This window comes from Paractinoplanes pyxinae, from assembly GCF_026626335.1.
GTDB lineage: Bacteria > Actinomycetota > Actinomycetes > Mycobacteriales > Micromonosporaceae > Actinoplanes > Actinoplanes pyxinae.
This window is the reverse complement of the sequence record NZ_JAPNTZ010000013.1, coordinates 138,130-155,448: the sequence shown is the minus strand read 5'-3', so window position 1 is coordinate 155,448 and position 17,319 is coordinate 138,130. Positions and strand designations below refer to the sequence as shown.

Below are 17,319 nucleotides of genomic sequence, written 5' to 3'. Positions count from 1 at the left end.
GCGCCCGCCCCGGCCCGGCCCGGCCGGGGCGGCGTAGTCTTGACTGTCGTGACCGCTGCCGACTATCCCGAGCAACTCAAGGCCCTCGACGCCACCCTGCGCAATATCGAGAACGTCCTGGACGTCGACAAGCTCCGCCGGGACAAGGCCGACCTCGAGGAGCAGGCCTCCGCGCCCGATCTGTGGGACGACCAGGCCCGCGCCCAAGAGGTCAACAGCCGCCTCTCCTACATCTCCGGTGACATCGACCGCATCGAGCGACTGCGCTCCCGGCTCGACGACGCCGGCCTCCTGCTCGAGATGGCCGAGGCCGAGGGCGACCAGGCCTCGATCGGCGAGGTCGGCGACGAACTCGTCGCCCTGTCCAAGGCGGTCGAGGAGATGGAGGTCCGCACCCTTCTCTCCGGCGAGTACGACGCCCGTGAGGCGGTGGTCGCGATCCGGGCCGGCGCCGGTGGTGTCGACGCCGCCGACTTCGCCGAGACGCTCATGCGCATGTATCTGCGCTGGGCCGAGCGGCACGGTTATCCCACCGAGGTCTACGACACCTCCTACGCCGAAGAGGCGGGGCTCAAGTCGGCCACCTTCGCCGTCAAGGTCCCGTACGCCTTCGGCACGCTCAGCGTCGAGTCGGGCACCCACCGCCTGGTGCGCATCAGCCCGTTCGACAACCAGGGCCGCCGGCAGACCAGCTTCGCCAGCGTCGAGGTGATGCCGGTGGTCGAGCAGACCGACCACATCGAGATCCCCGAGAACGAGCTGCGCGTCGACGTCTACCGTTCGTCGGGTCCGGGTGGACAGAGCGTTAACACCACCGACTCCGCTGTGCGCCTCACGCACATTCCGACCGGCATCGTCGTGACGTGTCAGAACGAAAAATCACAGCTGCAGAACAAGGCCTCGGCCATGCGCGTGCTCCAGGCGCGGCTGCTCGAGCGCAAGCGCCAGGAGGAGGAGGCGAAGCTCGCCGGCCTCAAGCAGGACACCACCGGTTCCTGGGGCGACCAGATGCGCTCGTACGTCCTGCACCCCTATCAAATGGTCAAGGATCTGCGCACTGAGCAGGAGACGGGCAACCCGAGCTCGGTCTTCGACGGCGAGATCGACGAGTTCATCGAGGCCGGCATCCGCTGGCGCAAGCAGACCGAGAAGGCGAGCTGATCCGCGCGCCGCGACCGGTTCGGCACGGACGGCGACGGCGCCTGAACGTTCGGTCAGGCGCCACCCGTACGGCCGAGGCTTTCTTCACCGCTGGTGCGGAATGAGCGACCCGGCGGGCTTGGCGATTTCGTTACACCGCGTAGACTGCCTTCCCGTGATTCAGCTCGAGAACGTGACGAAGACGTACCCCAAGGCGTCTCGGCCGTCGCTGGACGATGTCAGCGTCGGTATCGAGAAGGGTGAGTTCGTCTTCTTCATCGGCCCCTCCGGTTCCGGCAAGTCCACGATCATCAAGCTTCTGCTGCACGAGGTCTCCCCGACCCAGGGCAAGGTCATGGTGAACGCCAAGGACGTGACCTCGATCCGGTCGTGGAAGATCCCCCACTTCCGTCGCTCCATCGGCTGCGTGTTCCAGGATTTCCGACTGCTGCCCAACCGCACCGCGTACGAGAACGTGGCCTTCGCCCTGGAGGTCATCGGCAAGACCAAGGCCGTGTCCCGGCGGGTCGTGCCCGAGGTTCTCGAGCTGGTCGGCCTCGGCGGCAAGGAACACCGCTACCCCCATGAGCTCTCCGGTGGTGAGCAGCAGCGTGTCGCGGTCGCCCGGGCGTTCGTGAACCGCCCGCTCATCCTGCTGGCCGACGAGCCCACGGGAAACCTCGACCCCGACACCTCCATCGAGATCATGCGACTGCTGGACCGGATCAACCGGACCGGCACGACGGTCGTGATGGTCACCCACGACAGCAACATCGTCAACCAGATGCGCCGCCGGGTCATCGAGATCGAAAGCGGCCGGATCGTCCGCGACCAGGCTCGCGGCGTCTACGGCTGAGCTCCGCCCGTTTCCCCCACTGAAGAAGTAATGCGCGGAGTCCCGGAAGGAACCCCCCGATGCGCTTGAAGTACGTCCTCAACGAGGTCCTGGTGGGCCTGTGGCGGAACGTCACCATGACGGTCGCCATGATCATCACCATGGCGGTCTCGCTGACCATGCTGGGCGCGAGTGTGCTGCTCTACATGCAGGTCGACCAGATGAAGAACTTCTACTACGGCGAGATCGAGGTCTCGATCTTCCTGCGCTCGGACGTCACCGACGCCCAGCGCTCGGCGATCGACTCCGCCATCTCGGCCAACCCTCTGGTCGCCAACAAGACCTACGAGACCCGTGAAGAGGCCCTCGAGCGCTTCCAGCAGCTCTGGAAAGACTCGCCAGAGTTCGTCAAGTCGGTCGGCCCGAACAGCCTGCCGGAGTCTTTCCGGGTCAAGCTGAAGGACCCGGAGACCTACAAGACGTTCACCGACCAGATGACCGGGATGCAGGGCATTCAGGACATCATCGACCAGCGCGCGCTGCTCGACAAGGTGTTCAACATCTTCAACGCCATCCAGGTGGGGGCGCTTGTGGTCGCGGGGGTGATGGCGTTGGCCGCGCTGCTCCTCGTCGGAAACACCATCCAGGTCGCCGCCTACAGCAAGCGCCGCGAGGTCGCGGTGATGAAGCTGGTGGGCGCGTCGAACTGGTTCATCCAGGCCCCGTTCGTGCTCGAGGCGGTGGTGGCCGGCATCATCGGCGCCGTCCTGGGCTTCATCTTCCTGTTCGTGAGCAAGGTCGTGCTCCTGGACACGAAGCTGCAGGCGCTCACGAACATCCTGACGCCGATCGACAACGGCAACGTGTGGCTCATGCTGCCGCTGCTGGCCGGCGTCGGCGCCCTGGTCAGCGCGGCCACGGCGTGGATCACGCTCCGCTTCTACCTGAAGGTCTGACCCTCTCGACGCTGACTCACACAACGGCTGCGCTCCCTGATCCAGGGACGCAGCCGTTGGGCGTTTTAGGAGGTAAGACCCCGAAGCTGGGGTTACGGTGCTCTTCGTGTGCCCCAAACGTCGACATCGCCGGAAATATGCGCTTACAGCGTTTCTCGCGGGTCTGCTGCTGATCGCACCGCACCCCGCCCAGGCCGATCCGGGCAATGACTCCGACCGCGCCGGCCAGGCCGTGCAGCGCGCCGAGGCTGTCCTGGAACACGCCACCGACCTGGCCCGCGCCGCCGCCCGCCGCCTCGAGGCCGCGACCGCCGCGATGCCCGCCGCCCAGAAAAAGGTGGCCACCTCCCGCGGCGCCGTCGCCGCCGCCCTCGCCGCGGCCAAGTCCGCGAGCCGCCGGGCCACCACCGCCCGGGCCGCCTACGACCAGGTCGCCGCCCGCTTCGACCAGGCTCAGGTGCGCGTCGACGACGCCCGCGAGCGGGTCGACGAGATCGCCACGGCCAGCTACATGGGCAGCAATTTCGCCCGGCTCAACGTGCTCGTCGACGCCAGCGGGCCGGCCGACATGATGGATCGGCTCGGCATCGTCGAGCAGATCATGCACAGCCAGCAGCAGGACGTGGACACCCTGCTCGTGGCGCGGCGCCAGGCCCGTACGGAACAAGACCGGGCCGGCCTGGCCAAACGCGCCGCCGAACAGGCCGAGACCGAGGCCCGCGACCGGCTCACCGCCGCGCGATCGGCCCAGGCCGCGGCCGAACGAGCCCGGCTGGCGCTCCAAAAGCTCACCCAGACCCGTTTCGCCGCGCTCAAAGTGGCCAACGCCCAGCGGTCAGTCGTCCTTGCCCGCTACGAGGCAGCCAAGGCCGAAGAGGCGCGGATCGAGGCCGCCCTGCGCGGCTACTCGCTCAAGTCCGGGGACGTGAAGTACGGCGGCGGCCGGCTCCTCATGCCGGTCACCGGGTGGAAGTCCAGCGATTTCGGCGAGCGCTACGACCCGTACTACCGCGTCTGGCAGCTGCACGCCGGCATGGACATCGCGGCCGGCGGGGGCAGTCCCATCCGGGCCGCCGCGTTCGGGCGGGTGATCCGGGCCGGATGGGCCGGCGGCTACGGCAACTACACCTGCATCAGCCACGGCCGGATAAACGGCGTCGGTCTGCAGACCTGCTACGGGCATCAGTCGGCGATCCTCGTGCACGTCGGCGAGTACGTACGCCGGGGCGAAGTGATCGGCCGGGTCGGCACGACCGGCGCCTCGACCGGCAACCACCTGCACTTCGAGACCCGCTTCGACGGGGAGCCGCGCGACCCGGTGAACTATCTGCCGCCCTGTCTGTGTTGAGACTTCAGTAGCATTGTGAAGTTCCATCACTCATCCACAGGGGGTTCGGCGGCATGCCACGCGAACAAGGTCGCAAGGTCGTCGCCTCGAATCGCAAGGCCCTCCACGACTACGCGATCACCGACACGTACGAAGCGGGCATGGTGCTCACCGGTACTGAGGTCAAGTCGCTGCGGGCCGGGCGGGCCTCGCTGACCGACGCGTTCGGCCACGAGAACGACGGCGAGATCTTCCTGCACGGGATGCACATCCCGGAATACACCCAGGGCACCTGGACCAACCACGAGCCGCGGCGGGTCCGCAAGCTGCTCCTGCGCCACGACGAGATTCTGAAGATGCGCAACAAGCTGCGCGACGACGGTGTCACCCTGGTGCCGCTGCAGGTCTACTTCCAGAACGGGTACGCCAAGGTCGAAATCGCTCTGGCCCGGGGCAAGAAGAGCTACGACAAGCGGCAGGACATGGCCAGCCGGGACGCCAAGAAAGAGATCGATCGCGCGATGGGCAGGCGTGCCAAAGGCATGTCGTAGCAGGTACCCTTCCCCGCCGGCACTTTTGATCATCGCCGGCGCCGGTCGTGGGGGAGGGTCGCAGGGTGGCTGCCAAGCACTCCGTGCGCGTGTTCGGAACAGCCCGGTTCATCCTGAGTTTCGCGGTGGCGATTCTGGTCCTGCTGGTCGTCTGGATCGCGGTGCGGGCGGTCGGGCCGGCCGAGGCGTCGAAGCCGCCCACGGTGGTGCTGCCGTCCGTGGCGCGCGTGACGATCGACCCACCGTCCCCCGTTCCCAGTGCCAAGGTCAAACCCTCCGTTTCCCGTACGGCGTCCAAGCCGCCCACCCCGGCGCAGCGCCCGACGAAGGCGCGCACCACCACCGCCGTACCGGAGGAAACGCGCAAGCCCACGCCCAGACCGACCACGCCCGCGCCGCAAGACGAAGTCGAAGCGACGCTGGCGGTGACGGCGAGCTGGGAATCCGGCTACGTGGCGATGGCCAAGGTGACCAACGAGGGCGACCGGCCGGTGCGCTGGAAGGTGACCGTCAACCACGCCGACCTGCGCGACCTGCGGCTGCGCGGGGTCTGGAACGCCACCGGGAATCAGGACGGCGACAGCATCGTTTTCACCGGCGGCACGCTGAAGCCGGGTGACAGCGCGAACTTCGGCTACCAGACCTCGAAAGACGGCCGGGGCGACGCCCGGCCGGCGGGCTGCAATGCGGTGGGCGGCACGTGCCGGATCAGGTAGGATTGCACAGCTGTACCGAGCAGTGGTTTTTGTCCAGGGGGTGACTGGTTTCGACTTCGAATGTGGAGACAGGGGAAGCGAGCCGAGGAAGCCGACGTCGTCTCGAGAATCGGTCGTCGGAAAATTATAAGCGCCGATAACAATCGCGCTGACTTCGCTCTCGCCGCCTGAGGCGAGTAGTGAGTCTGTCGGACCGGGAGCACCTCCGTCCCGGATTTCCGGCATCAGCTAGGAGGTTGGCCAACAGGTCCCGGTCGCGGGGACCTTGCGGCGAGACTAATCAGCGACTGGGCCCGTCACCGAAACTCGCTCACATGATTTCGGGGGCCAAGTAGAGGCACAGTGAGCTGCGCTCGGAGAAGCCCTGACGAAGCGACGAAGGACCCGGGTTCGATTCCCGGCACCTCCACTGCATGGCGGCCCCCGGCTCGCGCTTTTCGCGAGCCGGGGGCCGTTTCGGTTTCCCTGTCACGGCACGTTCATCGCAGTCTGTTGTCTTCGCTTCGCCTTGGTCAGCGATGGACAGCTCGAAGGAAGGTGGCCACGTGGAGCTGCGACCGTGTTGCGGCGTCGTCGTCCAGGATGAGCAAGGCCGTGTGCTTCTGATGCGCCGCAACGGTGAAGGCACGTGGGGGCTGCCAGGCGGCGGAGTGGAGGTCGGTGAGACCTGGGAGCACGCGGCTAAGCGTGAATGCCGGGAGGAGACCGGCTGGGACGTCGACCTGCACGGGCTCCTGGGCATTTACAGCGACCCGTCGACACAGGTGCACCGCTATCCGGACGGTCGGGTGGTCCATTGCGTCGGTGTCGTCTTCCTCGGTTCGCCACTGAGCCGCACCGGATCCCCGGACGGCGAAGCCACGGAGCTCGGCTGGTTCCCGCTGGATCAGCTCCCCGAACCTCTTTTCGCTCCCGACGTCCCAGTCCTGCACCATGTGACACTGTTCGAAGCCGCACCATTCATCGACTGAGCGCCACGCGCGCTGTCGAACTTTCTCGCGCCGTTGTGTCGGATCTGGAGTGCGGCGTTCGTGGGGTGGGTGAGGGTGGAGCGGTCTGCCCATGTGCGGTGGAAGGGTGCGGCGTGGCGAAGCTGATTTATCTGACCAATGTGTCGGTCGACGGGTTCATCGAGGACGAGGGCGGGGACTTCGCCTGGTTTCCGCCGGATGATGAGGTGTTCGTCTTCTGCACCGAAGCTTTGCAGTCGGCGGGGACGTTTCTTTACGGGCGGCGGCTGTACGAGGCGATGGCTGTCTGGGAAACCGACCCGTCGCTGGCGGCACGGTCCGGGCTGATGGCGGAGTTCGCCGGCGCCTGGCAGGCGGCGGACAAAATCGTTTACTCCACGACGCTCGGCGGGGTGTCCACGGCCCGCACCAGCTTGGAGAGCCGGTTCGACCCCGCCGCCGTGGAGAAGTTGAAGGCCACGGCCGACCGGGACATCACCATCGGGGGTGCCGACCTGGCGGGCCAAGCCATTCGAGCCGGCCTGGTCGACGAGTGCCAGCTGCTTGTCTGGCCGCTGGCCGTGGGAGGCGGCAAACCGGCGCTGCCGACCGGCGTACGCACCAATTTCGAACCCCTCGGCGAGCGCCGCTTCGGCAACGGGGTCGTTCTCCTTCGCTATCGGCCCGTCGGCAACTGAGCAGGGTGGCCGGGCCGCTCCGCCACCTCAGCTGTGCGGAGCGGCGAGGAAAGCCTCCAAGATCTCGGTGAACCGGGCCGGCTGCTCCTCGGCCGGATAGTGGCCGCAGCCGTCGAGGACCACCTCGGTGACGTCGTCGGCGGCCAGGCGCATGGTCTGGGCGGCGATCGGGCCGCTCCACAGCGCGCCGCCGACGGCGAGGACGGGCAGCGTCAGCCGGGTCTTGCTGCGCCGCTCGTTCTGCGGGATCGTCTCCTCCAGCGCTCGGTAGTAGGCGAAGCTCGAGTGGAGGGCGCGCGGATCCGCGGCGATCGCGTCGACATAGACATCTACGGCGTACGCGGGAATCGTCACGGGGGTGGCGGCCTTGGTGGCGAACTGCCAGCCGAAGAAGAGCCGTTCCCGTCCCCGGACCAGGTCCTCGTTGAGGTCGGTGAGCCGGTTGAAACCGAACTGCCAGAGCTTCTGGTTGGCCGCGGCCGTGCCGAAGAGCGGCGGGGACGGCGTGAGGCCGGGGATCATGGCTTCGACGACGGCCAGCCGGCCCACCCGCTCGGGGTGGTCGGCGGCCAGGGCGTACGCGGTCCAGGTGCCTATGTCGTGGCCGACCACATCGAATCGGTCGTGCCCCAGGGCGGCCATCAGCGCGACCAGATCGGCGGCCAGCGTGCCCGCGTCGTAACCCTCGTCGGGCTTGTCGGAGAGCCCGGCCCCGCGCGAGTCGACGGCAACGACAGTGTGCCGGCGGGCGAGCGCGGGCATCACCTCACGCCAGGCGTACCAGGTTTGCGGCCATCCGCCCACCAGCAACAGCGGCGGGCCCTCCCCGCCGGTGACGACGTGCAGCCCCAGCCCGTCCAGCTCCACGCGTCGGCTGGCGAAGACGTCGGTGAACCCGGTGGGCAACCGCAGCGAACTCATCTTGGAACGATCGATCCAACTTTTCATGCCGGCGACTTTACACATGTTGAAACGATCGGTACAAGATGGGTAGGGTGACACTATGGCCGGTCGCAAGCAGTTCGATGTCGATGAGGCGCTACGACGCGCGATGCATGTGTTCTGGCGCTGGGGCTATTCCGAGGCCTCGATCGACCGCCTGGCCGAGGGCACGGGTCTGGGCCGCAGCTCGCTCTACGCCACCTTCGGCGACAAGAGCGTCCTCTTCCAGAAAAGCCTTGAACGGTACGCGCAGACCTACCATCCGCTGTACGAGCAGGCATTGTCCGGCCACGCGAGCCCGAGCGGCGTGATGGCCGCCTACCTGCAGGTAACCCTGAACCGCATCGCCGACCCGACGGTTCCGGACGGGTGCCTGCTCACCATGTCGGCGGCGCAGCTCCCGGCTCTCGACGTGCCGGGCCAGGCCATGGTCCACGCGATGATCGACGGTCTGCGGGCGATGCTCGAGCAGGCGCTGCGGGCGGCCGGGGCCGATGAGCACGAGGCGGCCGAGCTGGCGTTGTGCACGCTGGCGGTGAACAAATCCCTGGCGGTGCTGAGCCGCGCCGGCTTCTCGAACGAAGACCTGGCCACTGTCGCCGCGACTGCCGCCCGGATTCCCGAGAAGCGAGGATCCGAGTAGTCAGTACTCGTTCTTGATGACGAAGTAGGAGCCGCGGATCGTGCCGGCCAGCTTGGACTTCTGGCGGGCGAACTTGAACGCGTCGAGTTCGGCCGGGACGTCCATGCCGTCGGAGAGTTTGAAGCCGACCGCTCGTTTGCCGCCGTCGTCGAGGGTGTACATCACGTTGATCGAGAGGCCGCTTTCGTAGAACACGTAGGCCATCCGGATGTTCTCGACCTGGAACTCGGTCGCCTCCAGCGGGCGGGACGCGATGACGATGCCGCGTTCGTCCTTGAGGATGCGGTGCACCCAGTCGACGGTGGGCTCGGCGCTGCTCGCCGGCTCGACCGTGAAGACGTGGTCGTACTTGTTCTTGAAGTAGCGGGCCTCGTTCGCCCTCAAGCCCGCGAGTGCGGCCGCCACCGGCGACGACTCCAGGCCGACGGTCGACACGGTTTCGAAGTCCACGACATAGGTCACGACAGTTCCTCCGCGGGCACGGCCGAAAGTTCCAGGCAGCACGTTACAAGCTCGTAGAGTGCGCTTCCGAGGGCTCGCCGGATTTTCTGGCCGCCGGATGTAACCGGATCGGCGGGTGCGGTGTGTTTCCAGGTGTGCAAGCACAGACCGGTGACAGCGCCGACTTCGACGCCTTCTACAGCGCCACGGTCCGGCGCGTCGTGCTCTACCTCTATGCCGCCTGCGGCGATCGGGCCGAAGCACAGGACCTGGCCCAGGAGGCGTTCGCGCGCGCCTGGCAGCACTGGGGACGGGTTTCGACGTACGACGAACCCGAGGCCTGGGTGCGGACGGTCGCGTGGCGGCTGATGGTGAATCGGTGGCGCGGCCTCAAGCGCTGGCTCGGAGCGCGGGCGCGGATGGGGGTGCCGGACGAGGTGGCCGGCAGCCCGTCGCCCGACCGGGTGGCCGTCGTGGCCGCGCTGCAGCAGTTGCCGAAGGCTCAGCGGCAAGTCATCGCCTTGCACTATCTGCTGGACATGCCGGTCCAGGACATCGCCGCCGGCATCGGCGCCCCCGAGGGCACGGTCAAGGCGCGGTTGTCGAGGGCGCGAACCGCCCTGGCCCGGCTGCTCGACGAACACGATCAGGAGATCAGCGATGTCACCCACCATGCCTGAGCGGCTGCGAGAGCTCGAAAACGACGTTCAAGACCTTCGCGTACGACCGGCAGCCGACATCCGAGCTCGGGGCCGCACGCGAGCCCGGCGCCAGATGGCCGCTGTAGCAACCGCCGGCGCCGTCGTGGCGGTCACGGCGGGGGTCGCGTTGACGTGGCCGCGCCCGGACGCTCCGACGCCACCGCCCCCGGCGGCCGCCGCACCCACCCCGCTCAACTGCGTTCTCACCCTGCCCAGCGAGCCGGCCGACGTGGAGCTCCGCGTGCTCAATGGCGGCGTGCCGGCCGCCCGCCTCCAGTCGACCGCCGTCGCACTGCGCGAACGCGGCTTCTCCCTGCGGTTCACCCAGACCGCCGCCGACCCGGAAACCACGACCGTGCTGCGCTACGGCCCGGCCGCGATCGGCGCCGCCCACCTCATGCGAGCCGAACTGCACGGCGACGTCACCATGCGCTTCGACCCCGCCCACCGCGACAAGGCCGTCGACGTCATCCTGGCCCCGTCCTTCGACCGCCTGGCCACCCCCACCGAAATCAACCAGAACCTGGTAACGGCCGGCGAACCGACAGCACCCCCGCAATGCTGAGCCCCGGCTGAACTCGCATCAACCACTTGGTGGATCCTGCATTCAGCACTTTCCCGCCACCACCCCGCTGACCTGGCAATTCGCGCTCATCCCACCGCCGCGCCGCCGTTTCATCTGCTTTACGAAACGGACGCCGGAAATCATGATGAGTAAATGCCACGCATCAAGAACATTCTGTCGTTCCGTTCCACCAATTCCATTCTGAGCATCTACTCGAAAGACTCGATCCTGTCCGTAGGCTCCTACGGCTCGATCCTCTCGGTCTTCTCGGTAGGCTCATTCCTCTCAGTCCTGTCGATAGCGTCGGTCGGCTCCGTTCTGTCGATCGGCGCCTTCGGCTCCCTCCTGACGATCGGCGCCTTCGCCACCTTCCTGGCCACCGGCTCACTCCTGCTGGCCGGCGCAGCGGCCGCAGCCGTCCTGGCCAGTTTGGTTTTGATCACCCTGGCCGGCCGGGCGCTGCGGAGTGCCTAGAACTCGGCGGGGTAGAGGCCGTACGAGTACCCCGACGGGTGCTCAGTCATCTCGGTGAAGGTGGGCACACCGTGGTGAAGCCGAACCCGGCTGAAGGTCAGGGTGACCTTCTTAGTGCGGTAGTGACCGTTCCCGCAGCTGGGCTCGCAGTCGTTGAAGTGGGCGACGGCGGTGGCCTTGGCCGAGGTGGAGGTCACCCGCTGCCACTTCACAGATGTGTAGCCCCAGTAGGTGGTGCAGCTGATGTCGATAGTCGAAGGCTTGAAGTCGACGTAATACGGATCGCCGTACGAGCACCCGTTGACGACGCCGGGCAACTGAACGCCTCGCACGGCGACGCGATCGGTGCGACTGGGCGCGCCGACGCTGTCGCATTCACAGAAGGCAACCGCCTTCCACGTGCCGGAATGGTTCTGGGCTTGGCGGCGTGAATACTTCCCGTTCTTCACCGTCGTCGAGTTTTGGTAGACCCACTTCGACGAGCCGTCCGCCTTGAAGTAGAAGGAGACGCCGGAGCTGAAGTAGAGCGTCGTGTTCCGGCCGGACAGAGTGACGTAGCCACCCTTCTTCACCGGCTCCGGCGAGGCGTCAAAGGTGAAGGCACCCGCCCCCGAGCCCGCAAGCGCCGGCGCCGGCACCCCAAGAATCGACAGAACGGCCACAATCCCGATCAGCAGTTGTCTACGCACGCCCGTACTTGTCGACGCTCAATAACCCGACTTGAGAGCAACACCCCACCCCAAGCCCAAGCTTCAGACGGCCCGCCCCAGAACAACCACCACCGAGCGCACGGCTCGCAACGTGGCGGTTTCGCGGGCCGAAGCCCCAGCCCAACTACCCGCCGAGCGCAACGATTCGCACTATGGCGGTTTCGGTGGGCGAAGCCCCAGCGCCACCACCCGCCGAGCGCAACGATTCGCAATGTGGCGGTTTCGCGGGCCCAAGCCCCAGCCCAACAACCCACCGAGCGCAACGGCTCGCACCGGTTTTCGCTGGGCGAAGCCTCAGCGCAACCACCCACCGAGCGCAACCAACAGACACCGTGGGGTTTCAGGGGGCTCGGCCCCCTGAGCAGAAATGCGAAACGGCCCCCCGTCCGCGCTCTCCGCGGACAGGGGGCCCCTAGACGTGGAGCTGAGGGGACTCGAACCCCTGACCCCCACACTGCCAGTGTGGTGCGCTACCAGCTGCGCCACAGCCCCTTGCCATCCCCGGTTGCCCGGGCACGGAGGAAATACTACATGGCCGCGAACGGTGGTTGTCGGGACCCCCTCAGTTGAGGGCCGGGTCGGGTGGGAAGTGGGCCACCGCGGCCAGGATGTCGCCCTGGCGACGCAGGACCATGGCCCACAGGTCGTCGGGGCGGGTCATGAAGGGGTCGCCGGGGAGGGCTTCGAGCAGGAACCAGGAGCCGGCGGCGATTTCTTCTTCCAGTTGGCCCGCCGACCAGCCGGAGTAGCCGGCGAAGACCCTGATGCCGGCCAGGCTTTCGCGCAGGCGTTCCGGGTCGGCCGACAGGTCGACCGTGCCGACGGCGCCGGAGACCTGGTGGAAGCCGGAGATCCGCTTTTTCACGTCGGGGCGGGTGCGGGCCAGGCAGATGGCCGATTCGGGCTGCACGGGGCCGCCTTCGAAGAGCACCGCGGGGTCGCCCGCCAGTTCGCCCCAGCCGCCCAGCACGTCGGCGACGGGGACCTCGGTCGCCCGGTTGAGCACGACGCCCAGGGCGCCGCCGGTCTCGTGGGCGACGAGCAGCACGACCGTACGGTCGAAGTTCGGGTCTTTGAGGGTCGGCGTCGCCACCAGCAACCGGCCGGTCATGGATTCCATCGACCGGCCTCCGATCCGCTGGCCCTCGCTATACATAAGCCGTCCCTACCAACGCCATGCATCGCACATTAGCCCGAGATTCCGGCCACCGATAAGGTCTGCCCATGAACCCAGCGGCGGAGATCGGCGTCATCGGCGGATCGGGGCTCTACAAGCTCCTGGACGGCGCGGTCGAGCACGAGGTGTCCACGCCCTACGGTGCGCCGTCCGACCCGATCACGGTCGCCCAGGTGGGTGAACGGCGGGTTGCCTTCCTGCCTCGGCACGGGCGCGATCACCGCTTCCCGCCGCACAAGATTCCGTACCGGGCCAACTTGTGGGCGCTTCGCGCTTTGGGTGTACGGCAGATCGTGGCTCCCTGTGCGGTCGGTGGTCTGCGTCCTGAGCTGGGCCCGGGCACGTTCGTGGTGCCCGACCAGTTGATCGACCGGACGAGCGGGCGCACCCAGACGTACTACGACACCGGCGCGATCCACGTGAACTTCGCCGACCCGTACTGCCCGGACGGCCGCCGCGCGGTGCTGGCCGCGGCCGAGCCGGTTAAGGCGGTCGACGGCGGCACGATGGTGGTGGTCGAGGGCCCGCGTTTCTCGACGCGCGCCGAGTCGCGCTGGTTCACCTCGATCGGCGGCGCGGTCATCAACATGACCGGTCATCCCGAGGCGGTGCTGGCTCGTGAGCTGGGCCTCTGTTACACGTCGATCGCCCTGGTGACCGACCTGGACGCCGGCGTCGAGGGGGAGCACGGCGTCACTCAGGAGGAGGTGTTCCGGGTGTTCGCCGACAACACCGAGCGCCTGAGGGCCGTACTGCTGGACGCCGTAACCAGGCTCCCGGCCGAGCGCACCTGCCCGTGCGCGGCGGCGCTGGACGGTCTCAAGCTGCCGATCGAGTTGCCGTAGAGCCATGAATGATCCGGACGGCTACTTCTCGGAGCGGGTTGCAAGCACCTACGACGACGCGACCGGCGGCGAGTTCGACCCGGCAGTCATCGCCGAAACCGTGGACGTGTTGGCCGGCCTGGCTGGTTCGGGTGGTCGCGCGCTCGAGTTCGCCATCGGCACCGGCCGCATCGCCGTGCCGCTGGCCGAGCGCGGCGTGACGGTGCACGGCATCGACATGTCGAAGGCCATGGTGGCCCGGCTTCGGGACAAGAATCCTTCGATCGCCGTGACGATAGGCGACTTTTCCACCGTACGGGCCGGGGACCTCGATTTTGACCTGGTGTTCCTGGTTTTCAACACCGTGATGAACCTGACCACGCAGGACGCGCAGGTCGAGTGCTTCCGGAACGCCGCCGCCCATCTGCGTCCGGGCGGCCGCTTCCTGATCGAGGTGATGGTGCCCGAGCTGCGCAAGCTTCCGGCCGGGCAGACGATCGTGCCGTTCACGGTGACGCCGCGGCGCTGGGGGTTCGACAGCTACGACGTGGCGACGCAGGCCATGGCCTCGAACTACGTGACGCTGCACGACGACGGCCGGGGCGAGTTCTGGGCGGTGCCGTTCCGCTATGTGTGGCCGGCCGAGATGGACCTGATGGCCCGGATCGCGGGGCTGGAGCCGGAGCACCGCTGGGATTCGTGGACGGGTTCGCCGTTCACCAGCGACAGCAGCAAGATCATCGCGACGTGGGTGAAGCGGTGAGCTCGCCCAGATAGTCGTCGAGGCGGGCGGTCATCTCGTCCGGGGTGAGGTGGCCGGCCAGCACGTGCACGGTCAGGCCGTCGACCACCGCGTGCAGGCGGCGGGCGATGGTTTCGGCATCGCCGTCCCCGGGGGTCACGTAGGCGGCCAGGCTCAGGCACAACTCGTACATGCGGGCGAAGTGATGCCGTTGCACCTGGGCCAGCGCGGGGTCGCCCAGGCCGAGGGCGAGGAACGAGAACGCGATCTCGGCTTCGGCCCGGCGGCGCTCGTCGACCGGCATGGTCTCGAGCAGGACGGCCCGAATTCCCTCCCGTACGCCTTCGGGCACGCGCATGGTCGTGATGCGCTCGGTAACCTGGTCGATGACCTGCTCGCAGGCGAAGGCCAGCAGTTCGCCGCGGGTGGCGAAGTAGTGCCGGAGCGCGCCCGACGACCAGCCCGACTCGGCCGCCACCGAGCGGATCGACACCTCGGCCACCCCGGCCCGGGCGATGACGCGGCCGACGGCGGCGGCCAGCTCTCGGCGACGCTCGTCATGGTCAACGATTTTGGGCACACCTCATTGTCGCACGACTGTGTTACAAAGGTTCTGACACGACCGTGCGAAAACGGGGAGTTCTCATGATCGTTGCAATCGTCGCCTGCGAGATCGGGTTCTGGGTGTTGCTGATCGCCGGGCTCGCGGCGCGCTACCTGCTCAAAGCCCGCAGGCTCAGCACGGCGCTGCTGTTGTCGGTGCCGCTGGTCGACGTGGCGCTGCTCGTCTTCTCGATCATCGATCTGCGCTCGGGCGGCGAGTCATCGGTCGGGCACGGGCTCGCGGCCGTCTATCTGGGCGTGTCGGTGGCCTTCGGGCATCAGATGCTGAGCTGGGCCGACCGGCGGTTCGCCCACCGGTTCGCCGGCGGGCCGCCGCCCGTGCGGCTCACCGGACGGGAACGCGCTGCTCACGAGCGCCGCATGTGGGTGCGGCACGTCATCGCGTACGTGATCGCGGGTTTGATCTTCCTGCTTTTCTCGAAGCTCGGCGGCGACGCGTCGCAGTGGGCGCTGTTCCGCCTGTGGACGATCATCCTGGTGATCGACGGCATCGTGTCGTTCAGTTACACCGTGCGGCGGCCCATCTCGTCGGCGAAGGAGCGTTGAGCCGTACGCATGATCGCCAGCTCTTCCGGGTCTTCGAAGGCGCTTACGTCCGGTGCGCTGACGTGCGTCTGAACCCACCAGACGTTGCCGACCGGATCGCGCAGGCGTCCGCCGCGATCGCCCACGATCCGTGAGGCGAACAATTCGGTGACCACCGTGGCGCCGGCCTCGACCGCACGGGCGAACACGGCGTCGACGTCATCGACATAGACGCTCAGTAATGCCGGCATGTCGGGCCACTGCGGATCGGCGTCGAACGCCATCACGACCGAGTCGCCGATCCGCACCTCGGAGTGACCGATCGTGCCGTCCGGATTGAAAACCTTCTGAGCGGGCTCCGTGGCGAACGTCGCCTCGACAAAAGCGAGGAAGCGTTCGGCGCCCTTGGCCGCCACATAGGGAGTGACCGAGTGCTTACCGTTCGGATTTGTCATACGACCATTGTCGTCGTCATAGCGGCCATTTCCTGACCTCTTGACGCTCGCTGTTGCCTTCGCGGTCCGGGTAGGCCAGGGTGTTCCGAGCAGCTGACGAAAGGGATGCTCGTGAATCGGCTCTGGAGCCGCGTGGGTGTGCGCGTCGTGTCCGTCGGCGTGCTGGTCGCGGGACTGGTCGCCGGGATCTATCTCGGCCAGGACGAGCCGGTCGAGCCCGCGGGTGTCGCACTGGCCAACGCCACTCAGGCCAACTTGGACATTCAGTTGCTCAAGCAGCACGAGGCCCAGCACGCGGCCGCCCGGGCCTGGAAGCGCGAGGCCGAGGGGGCCGCCGCCGCGAAGGCCGCGACAGCCGCCAAGGCCGCGGCCGGACGCGCGCACAAGCTCGAGACGAAGGTCGCCGAACAGAAAAAGGCGGAAAAGGAGCGCAAGAAGCAGGAAGCCTCCGGCCCCGTTCCCTACACCGGCCCGGTGCCCGCGTCCTGCAACGAATACTCGGGCAGCCGCGAGATCGGCTGCGCCCTGATGCTCGACAAGGGTTTCCCGATCGCCGAGTTCCCCTGCCTCGACAAGTTGTGGAAGCACGAGAGCGGCTGGAACTACAAGGCGGAAAATCGAAGCTCCGGCGCGTACGGAATTCCGCAGGCCCTGCCGGGCAAGAAGATGGCCTCGGCCGGCGCCGACTGGAAGACCAACCCGGCCACCCAGATCAAATGGGGCCTGGGCTATGTGAAGGGCCGTTACGACACGCCGTGCGGCGCCTGGAGCTTCTTCCAGAACAACGGGCACTACTAGCGCGCTTGCCGGCGAGCCCGGACAGCCAGGATCAGGCCGGCGATGGCGACCAGGGCGGCCAATGTTTCGGCGACGGCTGAGAAGGCCTTGCCGGGAGCGCTCCACGTGTTCTCGTAAAGGTTGGGCACCGGGCCGATCTGACCCACATCGACGTACGTGTAAAGGGTCACCGCCACGGCGGCGCTGCCCGCCACCAGCAGAGCCACGATCCAGGTGAGCACGCGGGGCCAGATGATCAGCGCGAGCGCGACCACGATCGCGACAATGCCCTGGATACGGAAAAGGGTGCCCTCGCTCATCACGGACGAGCGGAACTGGTCGTATTGCGCGGCATCGTGCAGATGGACGTAAGCGTCGACGCCCAGCAGCGCCGCCGTCACCACGGCCAGCACCCGCTGGGTCAGGGAGACGTCGCGCAACGCCACGTGCGAACCCGTCCGCATCACATGATCGGTCATCGGTCCTGCTCCTCTCCGGATTGTTTCCTCACCGCTCACGGTCGTCCTTCCGGGCGGGTGCGGCATT

23 protein-coding genes, 1 tRNA gene and 1 other RNA gene are annotated in these 17,319 nt (G+C 67.4%); 17 read left to right on the top strand and 8 right to left on the bottom strand.

Going from position 1 to position 17,319, the window contains the following annotated elements; all coding sequences use genetic code 11:
* Nucleotides 1-48 precede the first annotated feature (48 nt).
* The 9 genes from prfB to OWR29_RS33200 all read left to right on the top strand — a co-directional run bounded on the left by prfB (nt 49) and on the right by OWR29_RS33200 (nt 7,173).
* Nucleotides 49-1,161 (top strand): peptide chain release factor 2, encoded by a 1,113-nt coding sequence (prfB, locus tag OWR29_RS33240; RefSeq protein WP_267567341.1) that lies wholly within the window; start codon nt 49-51, stop codon nt 1,159-1,161.
* 154 nt (nt 1,162-1,315) lie between these two features.
* Entirely contained in the window at nt 1,316-1,996 is a 681-nt protein-coding gene (ftsE, locus tag OWR29_RS33235; RefSeq protein WP_203378949.1) for a cell division ATP-binding protein FtsE, read from the top strand.
* A 59-nt stretch (nt 1,997-2,055) separates the two neighbouring features.
* Entirely contained in the window at nt 2,056-2,931 is an 876-nt protein-coding gene (ftsX, locus tag OWR29_RS33230) for a permease-like cell division protein FtsX (protein ID WP_267567340.1), read from the top strand.
* A gap of 106 nt (nt 2,932-3,037) precedes the next feature.
* Nucleotides 3,038-4,279 carry a M23 family metallopeptidase gene (locus OWR29_RS33225; protein WP_267567339.1) on the top strand — a complete coding sequence of 414 codons (1,242 nt, stop codon included), beginning with the start codon at nt 3,038-3,040 and terminating at the stop codon, nt 4,277-4,279.
* Nucleotides 4,280-4,332: 53 nt separating this feature from the next.
* On the top strand, nt 4,333-4,809 hold the full coding sequence (gene smpB / locus OWR29_RS33220) for an SsrA-binding protein SmpB (protein WP_267567338.1): 477 nt from the start codon (nt 4,333-4,335) through the stop codon (nt 4,807-4,809).
* 65 nt (nt 4,810-4,874) lie between these two features.
* Entirely contained in the window at nt 4,875-5,525 is a 651-nt protein-coding gene (locus tag OWR29_RS33215; RefSeq protein ID WP_267567337.1) for a cellulose binding domain-containing protein, read from the top strand.
* Nucleotides 5,526-5,561: 36 nt separating this feature from the next.
* Nucleotides 5,562-5,937, top strand: a transfer-messenger RNA (tmRNA) gene (gene ssrA, locus OWR29_RS33210).
* Nucleotides 5,938-6,070: 133 nt separating this feature from the next.
* Nucleotides 6,071-6,496 (top strand): NUDIX domain-containing protein, encoded by a 426-nt coding sequence (locus OWR29_RS33205; protein ID WP_267567336.1) that lies wholly within the window; start codon nt 6,071-6,073, stop codon nt 6,494-6,496.
* Between the two features lie 113 nt (nt 6,497-6,609).
* Nucleotides 6,610-7,173, top strand: coding sequence for a dihydrofolate reductase family protein (locus OWR29_RS33200; RefSeq protein ID WP_267567335.1), 564 nt, complete (start codon nt 6,610-6,612; stop codon nt 7,171-7,173).
* A 27-nt stretch (nt 7,174-7,200) separates the two neighbouring features.
* Here the strand turns inward: OWR29_RS33200 and OWR29_RS33195 are convergent, their stop codons facing one another.
* Nucleotides 7,201-8,094 (bottom strand): alpha/beta fold hydrolase, encoded by an 894-nt coding sequence (locus OWR29_RS33195; protein WP_267567334.1) that lies wholly within the window; start codon nt 8,092-8,094, stop codon nt 7,201-7,203.
* A gap of 82 nt (nt 8,095-8,176) precedes the next feature.
* On the opposite strand from OWR29_RS33195, the gene OWR29_RS33190 reads away from it, so the two are divergent.
* Complete coding sequence (locus tag OWR29_RS33190) at nt 8,177-8,758, top strand: TetR/AcrR family transcriptional regulator (protein ID WP_267567333.1); 582 nt, start codon at nt 8,177-8,179, stop codon at nt 8,756-8,758.
* Here OWR29_RS33190 and OWR29_RS33185 read toward each other — a convergent pair whose 3' ends face one another.
* Entirely contained in the window at nt 8,759-9,220 is a 462-nt protein-coding gene (locus tag OWR29_RS33185; RefSeq protein WP_267567332.1) for a DUF8821 family protein, read from the bottom strand.
* 134 nt (nt 9,221-9,354) lie between these two features.
* On the opposite strand from OWR29_RS33185, the gene OWR29_RS33180 reads away from it, so the two are divergent.
* The 3 genes from OWR29_RS33180 (at nt 9,355) to OWR29_RS33170 (ending at nt 10,939) form a co-directional block, all read left to right on the top strand.
* A complete protein-coding gene (locus tag OWR29_RS33180; protein ID WP_267567331.1) occupies nt 9,355-9,879 on the top strand; it encodes a SigE family RNA polymerase sigma factor in 525 nt (174 codons plus the stop codon).
* 94 nt (nt 9,880-9,973) lie between these two features.
* Nucleotides 9,974-10,465: a LytR C-terminal domain-containing protein gene (locus OWR29_RS33175; protein ID WP_267567330.1), complete on the top strand. Its 492-nt coding sequence runs from the start codon at nt 9,974-9,976 to the stop codon at nt 10,463-10,465.
* A gap of 153 nt (nt 10,466-10,618) precedes the next feature.
* Entirely contained in the window at nt 10,619-10,939 is a 321-nt protein-coding gene (locus OWR29_RS33170) for a hypothetical protein (protein WP_267567329.1), read from the top strand.
* Here the strand turns inward: OWR29_RS33170 and OWR29_RS33165 are convergent.
* The 3 genes from OWR29_RS33165 to OWR29_RS33155 form a co-directional block, all read right to left on the bottom strand.
* Complete coding sequence (locus OWR29_RS33165; RefSeq protein WP_267567328.1) at nt 10,936-11,628, bottom strand: hypothetical protein; 693 nt, start codon at nt 11,626-11,628, stop codon at nt 10,936-10,938. The genes OWR29_RS33170 and OWR29_RS33165 overlap by 4 nt on opposite strands.
* Before the next feature lie 440 nt (nt 11,629-12,068).
* Nucleotides 12,069-12,141: transfer RNA gene (locus tag OWR29_RS33160), tRNA-Ala, on the bottom strand.
* 70 nt (nt 12,142-12,211) lie between these two features.
* Nucleotides 12,212-12,805 (bottom strand): YqgE/AlgH family protein, encoded by a 594-nt coding sequence (locus OWR29_RS33155; RefSeq protein ID WP_267567327.1) that lies wholly within the window; start codon nt 12,803-12,805, stop codon nt 12,212-12,214.
* A gap of 68 nt (nt 12,806-12,873) precedes the next feature.
* Between OWR29_RS33155 and OWR29_RS33150 the strand changes: the two genes are divergently transcribed.
* Entirely contained in the window at nt 12,874-13,671 is a 798-nt protein-coding gene (locus tag OWR29_RS33150; RefSeq protein ID WP_267567326.1) for an S-methyl-5'-thioadenosine phosphorylase, read from the top strand.
* Between the two features lie 4 nt (nt 13,672-13,675).
* Nucleotides 13,676-14,413 (top strand): class I SAM-dependent DNA methyltransferase, encoded by a 738-nt coding sequence (locus OWR29_RS33145; protein ID WP_267567325.1) that lies wholly within the window; start codon nt 13,676-13,678, stop codon nt 14,411-14,413.
* Here the strand turns inward: OWR29_RS33145 and OWR29_RS33140 are convergent.
* Entirely contained in the window at nt 14,388-14,972 is a 585-nt protein-coding gene (locus tag OWR29_RS33140) for a TetR/AcrR family transcriptional regulator (protein WP_267567324.1), read from the bottom strand. The two genes, OWR29_RS33145 and OWR29_RS33140, sit on opposite strands and share 26 nt — an antisense overlap.
* A gap of 65 nt (nt 14,973-15,037) precedes the next feature.
* Here OWR29_RS33140 and OWR29_RS33135 point away from each other — a divergent pair, with 65 nt between their 5' ends.
* On the top strand, nt 15,038-15,562 hold the full coding sequence (locus tag OWR29_RS33135) for a 2TM domain-containing protein (RefSeq protein WP_267567323.1): 525 nt from the start codon (nt 15,038-15,040) through the stop codon (nt 15,560-15,562).
* On the opposite strand, the gene OWR29_RS33130 is transcribed toward OWR29_RS33135, so the two are convergent.
* Nucleotides 15,520-15,996, bottom strand: coding sequence for a VOC family protein (locus OWR29_RS33130; protein WP_267567322.1), 477 nt, complete (start codon nt 15,994-15,996; stop codon nt 15,520-15,522). The genes OWR29_RS33135 and OWR29_RS33130 overlap by 43 nt on opposite strands.
* A gap of 111 nt (nt 15,997-16,107) precedes the next feature.
* Between OWR29_RS33130 and OWR29_RS33125 the strand changes: the two genes are divergently transcribed.
* Entirely contained in the window at nt 16,108-16,794 is a 687-nt protein-coding gene (locus OWR29_RS33125) for an aggregation-promoting factor C-terminal-like domain-containing protein (RefSeq protein WP_267567321.1), read from the top strand.
* On the opposite strand, the gene OWR29_RS33120 is transcribed toward OWR29_RS33125, so the two are convergent.
* Nucleotides 16,791-17,252, bottom strand: a complete 462-nt coding sequence (locus OWR29_RS33120) for a hypothetical protein (protein WP_267567320.1) — start codon at nt 17,250-17,252, stop codon at nt 16,791-16,793. The two genes, OWR29_RS33125 and OWR29_RS33120, sit on opposite strands and share 4 nt — an antisense overlap.
* Nucleotides 17,253-17,319 lie beyond the last annotated feature (67 nt).